This is a genomic window from Bacillus sp. FJAT-47783 (genome assembly GCF_022808615.1).
GTDB lineage: Bacteria > Bacillota > Bacilli > Bacillales > Aeribacillaceae > Bacillus_BZ.
In genome coordinates this window covers 50,409-59,943 of record NZ_JAKZKS010000013.1, presented here as the reverse complement: position 1 = coordinate 59,943, position 9,535 = coordinate 50,409, and the positions used below count along the sequence as shown (strand labels likewise).

The 9,535-nt window shown below is 36.0% G+C and carries 10 protein-coding genes; 5 read left to right on the top strand and 5 right to left on the bottom strand.

Annotated elements, in window-relative coordinates; all coding sequences use genetic code 11:
- The first annotated feature begins 167 nt into the window (after positions 1 to 167).
- Entirely contained in the window at positions 168 to 2,849 is a 2,682-nt protein-coding gene (locus tag MLD65_RS10975; protein ID WP_243291910.1) for a YhgE/Pip domain-containing protein, read from the top strand.
- Between the two features lie 292 nt (positions 2,850 to 3,141).
- Here MLD65_RS10975 and MLD65_RS10970 read toward each other — a convergent pair whose 3' ends face one another.
- A complete protein-coding gene (locus MLD65_RS10970; protein ID WP_243291909.1) occupies positions 3,142 to 3,384 on the bottom strand; it encodes a hypothetical protein in 243 nt (80 codons plus the stop codon).
- 220 nt (positions 3,385 to 3,604) lie between these two features.
- On the opposite strand from MLD65_RS10970, the gene MLD65_RS10965 reads away from it, so the two are divergent.
- Entirely contained in the window at positions 3,605 to 4,183 is a 579-nt protein-coding gene (locus tag MLD65_RS10965) for an NAD(P)H-dependent oxidoreductase (protein WP_243291908.1), read from the top strand.
- 93 nt (positions 4,184 to 4,276) lie between these two features.
- Complete coding sequence (locus tag MLD65_RS10960) at positions 4,277 to 5,107, top strand: aldo/keto reductase (protein ID WP_243291907.1); 831 nt, start codon at positions 4,277 to 4,279, stop codon at positions 5,105 to 5,107.
- 29 nt (positions 5,108 to 5,136) lie between these two features.
- On the opposite strand, the gene MLD65_RS10955 is transcribed toward MLD65_RS10960, so the two are convergent.
- Positions 5,137 to 5,343: a hypothetical protein gene (locus MLD65_RS10955; RefSeq protein WP_243291906.1), complete on the bottom strand. Its 207-nt coding sequence runs from the start codon at positions 5,341 to 5,343 to the stop codon at positions 5,137 to 5,139.
- 156 nt (positions 5,344 to 5,499) lie between these two features.
- Positions 5,500 to 6,093: a TetR/AcrR family transcriptional regulator gene (locus MLD65_RS10950; RefSeq protein ID WP_243291905.1), complete on the bottom strand. Its 594-nt coding sequence runs from the start codon at positions 6,091 to 6,093 to the stop codon at positions 5,500 to 5,502.
- A 163-nt stretch (positions 6,094 to 6,256) separates the two neighbouring features.
- Here MLD65_RS10950 and MLD65_RS10945 point away from each other — a divergent pair, with 163 nt between their 5' ends.
- The gene (locus tag MLD65_RS10945) at positions 6,257 to 7,258 is read left to right on the top strand and encodes an NADPH:quinone oxidoreductase family protein (protein WP_243291904.1); all 1,002 of its coding nucleotides are present in this window, start codon (positions 6,257 to 6,259) and stop codon (positions 7,256 to 7,258) included.
- Positions 7,259 to 7,414: 156 nt separating this feature from the next.
- Here the strand turns inward: MLD65_RS10945 and MLD65_RS18420 are convergent, their stop codons facing one another.
- On the bottom strand, positions 7,415 to 7,648 hold the full coding sequence (locus MLD65_RS18420; protein WP_481748519.1) for a PNPOx family protein: 234 nt from the start codon (positions 7,646 to 7,648) through the stop codon (positions 7,415 to 7,417).
- Between the two features lie 257 nt (positions 7,649 to 7,905).
- Here MLD65_RS18420 and MLD65_RS10935 point away from each other — a divergent pair, with 257 nt between their 5' ends.
- The gene (locus tag MLD65_RS10935) at positions 7,906 to 8,478 is read left to right on the top strand and encodes a class D sortase (protein WP_243291903.1); all 573 of its coding nucleotides are present in this window, start codon (positions 7,906 to 7,908) and stop codon (positions 8,476 to 8,478) included.
- Between the two features lie 35 nt (positions 8,479 to 8,513).
- On the opposite strand, the gene MLD65_RS10930 is transcribed toward MLD65_RS10935, so the two are convergent.
- Complete coding sequence (locus MLD65_RS10930; RefSeq protein WP_243291902.1) at positions 8,514 to 9,422, bottom strand: RluA family pseudouridine synthase; 909 nt, start codon at positions 9,420 to 9,422, stop codon at positions 8,514 to 8,516.
- Positions 9,423 to 9,535: the final 113 nt, after the last annotated feature.

Here is a 9,535-nt window from a genome sequence, read left to right as displayed (position 1 = left end):
TTCTATGAAAGAGGAATCAAGTAATACGTTAGTAAGTAGAACTTGAAGATATAGGGATAGAATGACATAATAAAAAATGTTGTCTCTTTTTTTTCGACATTTCTCGACCTTTACTTAATTTTCCTTAACACCTTAATAAAAAATTATGCAAGTTAGGTGAGTAAATAATGAAGAAGATCTTTCAAATTTATAAAACGGATTGGCAAAATATTTTTAAAGTGCCGATCGCAGTATTTTTGATCGCCGGTCTCATGGTTCTCCCGTCGCTTTATGCTTGGTTTAATTTAAAAGCGGCTTGGGATCCATATGGAGATACTTCGGGTATTGCCATTGCGGTAACAAACGAAGATGAAGGTACGGTCATTCACAATAATGAAATTCATAAAGAAATAAATGTTGGAGAGGAAGTAGTTAATAGCTTAAAGGAAAATAAAAAACTCGGATGGACGTTTGTGAGTAAAGAAGAAGCACATGAAGGTATGAGGCATGGGGATTACTATGCTAGTTTGCTTATTCCGAAAGATTTTTCAGCTAAGTTAGCAACAATATTAGAAGATAATCCAGAAAGCCCTGAAATACAATATATCGTAAATGAGAAAATAAATGCGATTGCACCAAAGATTACGGCTAAAGGTGCGACAGGTGTTACGGACCAAATAAACGAAAGCTTTGTTAAAAGCGTAAGTGAGGCGTTGTTAAAAGAATTTAATCGAATTGGTATTGAGCTTGAAAAAGAACTGCCAACGATTCGCCATATTGAAAATCGACTATTTGAGCTTGAAGAGCATTTACCGGAAATTGAAAAAGCTGGCGATCAATTGCTAGCGTTTGAACAAAAGTTACCGGAAATACGCGAAAAAGGTGAAAAAATCGTTGTACTTGAAGATAAACTACCTGAGATTAACCATGCAGCAAGCTATGTTCTCAAGTTAGAGAAGGAACTTCCGAAAATAAAGGAAGTTGGAAATGAAATTGTTGCCATTCAAGAAAAATTACCATCGATTCAGCAAGTAGCAGATCGGGTTGTTGAAATTGATCAAAACTTTTACAAAATTGAAGATGCGATTAATCGTGCAATCGAAAACGCGAATAAAGCCGATGAAGTCATTAGTAGTGCCAAAGAAGCATTGAATGAAATTGAGAAAATAGCCAAGAATGGTGAGGAACTAAGAAATAAATTAGAGGAATTTATAAAGGAAAATGCTGAAGCATTCAATGCGATTGCGCCTTCTGTAAAGCAAAATATCGCTCTTCTTCAACAATCAACCGATGCCGTTACACAATTAGCGGAGGCGCTACAACAAGGAAATGAAGATCCAAAATCATTCCGAAAGGATGTATCATCTTTAGAAAAGCGTATCGAAACAGGTGGAGAAGTCATTGAACGAACAGCTAATTTATTTGAAAAGATGAACGGCTCCAACCAGTCATTTGCTCCTGAAATCCAACGTTTAAATACGTTGCAATCGAATTTTGAACAACAAAAAGGGCTTTTAAAAAGGGTTCAACAATCCATTGCGCAAGGGAATCAACCAAACGAAAGTGATCTTGCTAAGTTGCAATCTTTGTCAAGTAAAGCAAGCAATGACATTAACGATCTATTAGCTAATTTTGATAAAGAAACTATTCAAAAAATCAACCAGTTTCTAGAAGAGCTTCGTTCATCTACTGAAAATGCATCTGATCGCTTAAATAAAGCAAAAGAAATGCTACCGGAAATAAAAGGAATACTTGAAGATGCTGACAAAACAATTGATTATGGCCGAAGTGAGCTTGAACGAATTCAAAAGGAACTCCCTGAAATTAAAGAAAAAGTTCATGAAGCAGCACAAGAGATACAAGAAAAGATGAACCTTCTTGTTGAAGGTATCAATCAAGCGGCAGCCTTTGTTCAAGACGATTTACCTGGCCTTGAGAAAAAAGTTCATGAAGCAGCAAATTTTGTTCGAAATGATTTACCAAAGGTTGAAGAAGAAGTTCATAAGGTATCAGATTTCATTCAAACAAAACTTCCTGAAGTAGAAGAAACAGTGCATAAATTAGCAAACCTTGTTCGTACAGATTTACCAAAATTAGAACAGTCAGTGAAAAACGCAGCAAATAAAATTCGGGATTTTAAACAATCAAAAGATTTGGAAGAAATTATAGCGTTGTTAAAAAATGACGTCCAAAACGAAAGTGATTTTATAACAAACCCAATTCATTTAAAAGAAGAAAAAATGTTTCATATTCCAAACTACGGTTCGGCGATGTCACCTTTTTATACGACGCTTTCTTTATGGGTTGGCGCTCTTTTACTTGTTTCCATGCTTCGTTTTGATGTTGAGGATGCAAATGGAATGTACAATAGCCACCATATTTATTTTGGAAGGCTCTTAACATTTTTGACGATCGGGTTTTTTCAAGCTTTGATTGTATCGTTAGGAGATATGTTTATTCTCGGTGCATATGTCGCAGAACCGGTTTGGTTTGTTCTCTCTAGCATTTTCATAAGCATCGTGTTTATGACGATTGTTTATACATTTGTTTCTGTATTTGGAAACATTGGAAAGGCATTTGCCATTGTTATGCTCGTCTTACAATTATCAGCTTCAGGTGGGACTTTTCCTGTTCAAGTCACACCGCCATTATTTCAAGCAATCCATCCATTTTTGCCGTTTACATACGGTATTAGCTTAATGAGAGAAACGGTAGGAGGCATGGTGGCTGGTATTGTAAGAAAAGATGTGATTTGCTTATTCTTGTTCCTTTGTAGCGCATTTTTACTTGGTGTTGTGTTAAAGAAACCGTTAAGTAAATCAACGGAGAGGGTAACGAAAATGGCAAAGAAAAGCAAAATTATTCATTAGATTACTTTGATCCCACTCTTAACGGGCAGTAAGACCCCCACCTCAAGATTCTGTAGTAAAGCAAAGAAGTTAGGTGGGGGACAAAACTGCCCGTAAAGGTCCGATTGGTTCAACTAACATTCAGTGGGGGATGAAAAAAACCCCACTGAATGAAGTAGTTTCACTTTATATTGAACGATAGGATACGAAGTTCGAAATGAACTAGATGGTTTAGTATGAAGTATATGTAGTGGAAATTTTGAGGGTATTAAAAATCCCCACCTGTTATAAGGTGGGGATTATTTTAAATGATTTACATAAACATGAAAAGTTCAACAATGATAAATGCCGCTGTTGTTAACAGTAAAAGATTTTTTGTCCAAACAAGCTTCTTATGCTTATCGATAATTTTTAACTCTTTTAGATTCAGTTTTGAATTATTGGCTTTAATCCATTGCTTTACTTCTTGTTTATTATCGCAAGTCATTAAGTACGTTTCTCCATTTTTTCCCGTCGCATTAATGACGTAACGACATGGTTTCTTTTTCGTTAACACGTTTCTCCCATCCTTTACGAAGAATGTGACTATCGCTATTTTACCAATTTCATAAATGGTTTCAACCCTTTATGAAAATATTTATTGCTTTTTAATATTGAAAAAAATGAAAGGGTTTTATTTTGCCATGAGATTTTATCGTGTTAAAGTATCTGAGTGAATGCATGAAAATGAGCAGATTTTCCATAATAAGTGAAAAGACGTTGTTTGGAGGACGTAAATGAAGACGTTAATCATTGTTGCTCATCCTAGTCCATCAAGTTTTAATAAGTCTATTGTTGAAACGTGTATTCAAAAGTTGGAAGAAAAGAACCATGAAATACGAGTTCGTGATTTATATGAAATGAGTTTCAACCCTGTATTAAAAGAGGATTCGTTTACGGTACCGCAACAAGAGAAAGCACCCTCGACTGTACGGGAAGAGCAAGAGCATATAAATTGGGCGGAAAATTTAATTTTTATTTTTCCAACATGGTGGGGGGGAATGCCTGCCATATTAAAAGGCTATTTTGATCGCGTATTTACGAACGGTTTTGCCTTTGAATTTCAGGATGAAGGATCGGAAGGATTATTGACTCATAAGAAGGCACTCATTTTTCAAACGACTGCGAATCCAAAAGACAAATTAAAATCACTTCAACTCATTACAGCTATTGAAACAATAATCGATGTTGGGATTTTGCAATTTTGTGGAATTGAAACGATCGCGCATAAATTTTTTTATTCAGTTCCGTATATCGATGATCAATCGCGAAAAGATATGTTAAAGGAAGTGGAAGATATTATTGAGATGTTATAACCATATTCTTAACTGTATGAAGCAAATCATTTTCATTTCTTCCATCATTTCTTCATAATGTAGGATGAAGGAATTTTGAGAGGAGATGAAAGGATGCTTACAAGTCTTCAAGATTGTACAACTTTACATAATGGTGTGAAAATGCCTTGGTTTGGACTAGGTGTTTTTAAAGTCGAAGATGGGGAAGAAGCCATTCATTCTGTGAAAACAGCTTTAGAGGTTGGGTACCGTAGCATCGATACTGCAGCGGTGTATAAAAATGAAGAAGGTGTAGGACAAGGAATTCGCAAATCAGGTGTCCCGCGTGAAGAAATTTTTGTGACAAGTAAAGTGTGGAACAGTGATCAAGGTTACGAATCTACTTTAGAAGCGTTTCAAGCAAGCTTAGATCGTCTTGGTTTAGATTATTTAGATTTATATTTAATCCACTGGCCGGTTGCCGGCAAATATAAAGAAACATGGAAGGCTCTTGAGCATTTATACAATGAGGGAAAAGTACGAGCGATTGGGGTAAGTAATTTCCATATTCATCATTTGGAAGACTTGCTGAAAGATGCTGAAATTAAGCCAATGGTCAATCAAGTAGAGTTGCACCCTCGTCTCATTCAAAAAGAGCTGCGCGAATTTTGTGAAAAGCACCAAATTCAAATAGAAGCATGGTCACCTCTTATGCAAGGAAAATTATTAGATCATGAAGTATTAGTCGAAATTGGTAGGAAATATGGGAAAACGCCAGCCCAAATTATTCTTCGTTGGGATGTACAATCTGGTATTGTGACGATTCCAAAATCAACGAAAAGAGAACGCATTATTCAAAACGCATCCATTTTTGATTTTGAATTAACAAAAGCGGAGATGGATCGTATTGATGCACTAAATAGAGATGAGCGCGTAGGTCCTGACCCAGACAACTTTGATTTTTAATGAAGCTTGTAAAACGCTAGAATATTTTTCTAGCGTTTTGTTTTTTGTTCACTTCTGATAAGAAACTTAATTTTTTGTAAGATTTCTCCTACCGCCATCGCGATTATAGCATTAAACATTCCGAACAATGAGACAAGTAGCACCGTTTCGCTAAATTCCCCTATAAAATTCATCGCAAAAAAGATGAAGCTAATCACAAAAACGACAATCCCTATTACCCACAGAAGACGATCCATAAAAAGAACCTCCAGGTTGAATGGAAATGAAGATGTTAACATTTTACAATAGGGATGATGATAAATGCTAGACACGTTACCCTGTTAAGGGACAAATAGTGGAATAAGTGTTTAAAGGAAACACCATACCCGTTTGCTTTTTTTATTCATCCATTTTCATTTTTTAAAATTTAGAATTTGAAGAATTGATTCGTAACATACAGTTCGGTAATAATTATGTAAGCTGTCATCGTCCATCATTAGCCACTGAATGATGCTACCATCAATCATACAACGTATACTAATGGCAGATTGCTCGATATTATCAACTTTAAATACATTCTCTTCGATTCCCTGTGTGATAATCTTTTTACCGATAGAGAAACAGTTTTGATAAAATTGTTGGTTAATTTCTTTATACCGGCTATTATTTTTCATCTGTGCTAAAAAATCTAAGTACACACGATAGAAAGTCTTATTTTCTGTAGGACTGATGAAGACCTGGTTTATATATGCTTCTAGTTTTTCAATTGCTGTTTCTTTTTCATCAATAGATTCTGTTTCTTTTTCATAAATTCTCGTTGTAATCCATTCAAATAAGTGTGCAAATACATCTGCTTTATTTTTAAAATAATAGTTTGTTACCCCTTTACTTACCCCCGCATAATCTGCAATATCCTGTAATGTTACAGACTCATAACCTTTTTCAGAGGCAACTTGAAATGCTGCTTTTAGTATTTGTTTGCGTCTTTGTTCAGCTTTTTTAGCCATTCGATCCAACCTCCATTTGAAACCTAACAATATTATATAAAATATTATCAATTTATACGAGGTTTTATACTGACTGGATGAAATATATTGACCGGTCAGTATAAAATGTATTACGATAAATTTACAGTATGATAAAATAACGAATTTGAAAGGAGAAATTTCGATGCCAAAGGAATTTAGTGCTCTAGTCGTGAATAAAACGGAAGAAGGTTTTTCAATCAATATCGAATCATTATCTTTTGATGACTTACCCGAAGGAGATGTGACGATAAGAGTTCATTACTCAAGCGTAAATTATAAAGATGGTTTAGCAAGTATTCCAAACGGAAAGATTGTTCAAAAATATCCTTTTATTCCTGGAATTGATCTTGCAGGAACAGTTACTTCATCAAATGATTCTCGCTATAAAGAGGGTGACAAGGTTATTGTGACAGGCTATGAGTTAGGTGTTACTCATTATGGTGGATATAGTGAATATGCAAGAGTTCCAGCGGATTGGGTAGTACCTCTGCCAGATAATTTAACCTTAAAGGAAGCGATGGTCTTTGGGACGGCAGGATTTACAGCTGCTCTTTCTTTCCATGAATTAGAAAAAAATGGACTAACACCAGAAAGTGGTCCTATTTTAGTTACAGGGGCAACTGGTGGCGTAGGAAGCATGGCGATTTCAATGCTTGCCAAACGAAATTATCATGTAACAGCAAGTACAGGGAAAGAATCTGAATATGATTACTTAAAGAAATTAGGAGCAAAAGAGATTGTATCGCGTGCAGATGTTACACCAGAAAAAATTCGTCCTATTGGAAATCAGCGGTGGGCAGGTGCTGTAGACCCAGTCGGTGGTAAGACATTAGCTTCTATTTTAAGTAATACAAAATATGGAGGAGCTGTTGCTGTAAGTGGATTAACTGGAGGTGCAGAAGTACCAACAACTGTTTTCCCTTTTATCCTTAGAGGTGTAAATTTATTGGGAATAGATTCTGTTTATTGTCCCAAAGATTTAAGAGAAACTTTATGGAACCGAATGGCAACTGACCTAAAGCCAGAAGATTTGGGAACAATTGAAAATGAAATATCATTAAGAGATTTACCCGAAACGTTATCTGACATCTTGCAAGGAAAAATAAGAGGAAGAACTGTTGTGAACGTGCTAGGTTTAAAGTGAACTAACTTTTTTTGAATACTCTTATAATGGCAATAGAATTTATTTAATTAAAGGTTTTGCTCATCTATACTTGGGAGCTTAGCGTGGTCGGCTAGTATTTTTGCTGGTTTTGGAAGCTGTTCCGTTTCAAACCACGTTTCGGAGTTCCATAATTTTTTAGCGCTTTATCGACTTTGCACAATGAATAAAACATTCTTCTACTTTCACTGCGATTGCAACGAGCGGCATTTTGTTTCTTACAGCCATCTTTTGTAATAAGTGTTTATCACGAATAATCGTGGCAATCCCGTTTACTCTTAACGTTTCTCCTAAATTAGGGATGAGTAAATAGTTTTCGTTTAAAATATGGACAAACCCTGGCTGGTCCCCTCGTGGTGATACGTCACACAAGCCATCCTGATTGGCACTCCCGATTAAAAGAAATGGGGATTTTTGAATGAATTGTTGACAATGTTGATCGATTTCCTTTTAACGAGTTTTCTGGGCTCACTTAGTATTTCTCTTAATTCTTTCTCTGTATTGATAGTGTCTTGAAACATTTCACGCCTCCTTTTTTCCAAAACCTTTTCTTTAACAGTATTGTATATAGAGATTCAAGGAAAAAATTAGTATAATAAAGAAAAAGGAAAGAAGTGGTTCGTTTACAGATGAAATGGTTATCTTGGCTATTAATCGTCTCTGGTATTGGATTTATGGTTTTGGCTTTAGGGAAATTGGTCTATACCCATTATGAAACGAATCAATCAATCGTAAAAGCAAAAGAGCGAATTGAAAATATACCTGCAAGTGATGAAAGAAAAGGTTCAGATCGGTTTTTACCAAACGAAGGAGAGGCAGTCGGTCTTTTATCCATCCCACGTTTAGAAGCAGAGCTTCCGATCATAGAAGGAACCGATCCAGATGATTTGGATAAAGGGGTCGGTCATTATAAAGGGAGTTACTACCCGGATGAAAATGGGCAAATTATTTTATCTGGACACCGCGATACGGTCTTTCGGAAAATAGGAGAATTAGAAATAGGGGATACATTTGTTGTTGAATTACCATATGGCTCCTTTACGTATGAAATGGTCAAAACAAAAATTGTAGATGCAGACGATACGAGCATTATTACATTGCAAAATAAAGAAGAAGAGCTTATCGTGACGACATGTTATCCTTTTTCATATATTGGAAATGCGCCAGAACGCTACATTATGTATGCGAAACGAGTATCATAATAAGAGGCCGTTCCTTTCAAGAGGAACGGCCTCTTTTAACATGTAGAAAGTAAGTTTTTGATGTCGTTAGGGAAAGGAGCATGAATCTCTAGTTTTTCTCCTGTTATTGGGTGAATAAATGTCACGTTTTCAGCATGAAGTGCTTGCCGTTTTATATGACCGTTTTTACTACCGTATAGTTTATCCCCCATTATCGGGTGACCGATGGAAGATAAATGCACACGGATTTGATGCGTTCGCCCTGTATCAAGTGTTAATTTTACAACAGTGCAATCAAGCTCCTTACAGTAATTGATTACTTCGTAGTGTGTAATGGCTTGTTGCCCAGCTTTTGACACTCGCCTCCGAACTGGATGATGACGGTCTCGGCCAATCGGTGCATTGATGGTTCCGGTAATTTTCTTCATTTTGCCATGAACGATGGCTACATAAGTACGCTTCATTTTTCTCTCGATTAGGTCTTGATTTAAAATCGAATGGGCAAGACGATGCTTCGCAAAAACGACAGCGCCTGATGTGTCTTTATCAAGCCGATGAACGTGCCGAGTTTTTATCTTTTTCCTATTTTTTTGATAGTAATAGGCTAAAGCATTGGCTAAAGTCCCAGTCTCTCCCTTTTCATTCGGGTGTGTGTTCATCTGTATCGGTTTATTTAAAATAATGACATGGTCATCTTCAAATAGAATATCTATCGGGTGTTTTTCACATATAACGGGATCGGTTTCTTTTTCAAAAAGCTCAATGGATAACTTATCTCCAACTTGTAACGGCTTCATCCAATTTGGATTTTCGTCATTCACTTTTACTTGTTTATTCATTCTCCATTCGTGCAAGAGGGCTTTAGGAGCTCTTAATGTTGTTTTTAATAATTCTTGTAATGGAATTTTTGTCCATTCTTCATGGATGGTCCATTCCATCCAGTCACCGTTTCGCTTCATGTTCATCACCTTTCATTTTGTCTTTTCCCAGTATACAACAAAAATGACGGAAACACTTACCTCTAAAATGATGAAAGAAGCTATGGTATTCTTATGTAAGTAACGAAATGTAAAAGGGT

Coding starts and splice junctions, on each gene's coding strand:
- MLD65_RS10955 (WP_243291906.1), bottom strand. CDS start 5,343: ATGGATCGTCTTCTGTGGGTAATAGGGATTGTCGTTTTTGTGATTAGC.
- MLD65_RS10965 (WP_243291908.1), top strand. CDS start 3,605: ATGAAGACGTTAATCATTGTTGCTCATCCTAGTCCATCAAGTTTTAAT.
- MLD65_RS10950 (WP_243291905.1), bottom strand. CDS start 6,093: ATGGCTAAAAAAGCTGAACAAAGACGCAAACAAATACTAAAAGCAGCA.
- MLD65_RS10960 (WP_243291907.1), top strand. CDS start 4,277: ATGCTTACAAGTCTTCAAGATTGTACAACTTTACATAATGGTGTGAAA.
- MLD65_RS10975 (WP_243291910.1), top strand. CDS start 168: ATGAAGAAGATCTTTCAAATTTATAAAACGGATTGGCAAAATATTTTT.
- MLD65_RS10935 (WP_243291903.1), top strand. CDS start 7,906: ATGAAATGGTTATCTTGGCTATTAATCGTCTCTGGTATTGGATTTATG.
- MLD65_RS10930 (WP_243291902.1), bottom strand. CDS start 9,422: ATGAACATGAAGCGAAACGGTGACTGGATGGAATGGACCATCCATGAA.
- MLD65_RS10945 (WP_243291904.1), top strand. CDS start 6,257: ATGCCAAAGGAATTTAGTGCTCTAGTCGTGAATAAAACGGAAGAAGGT.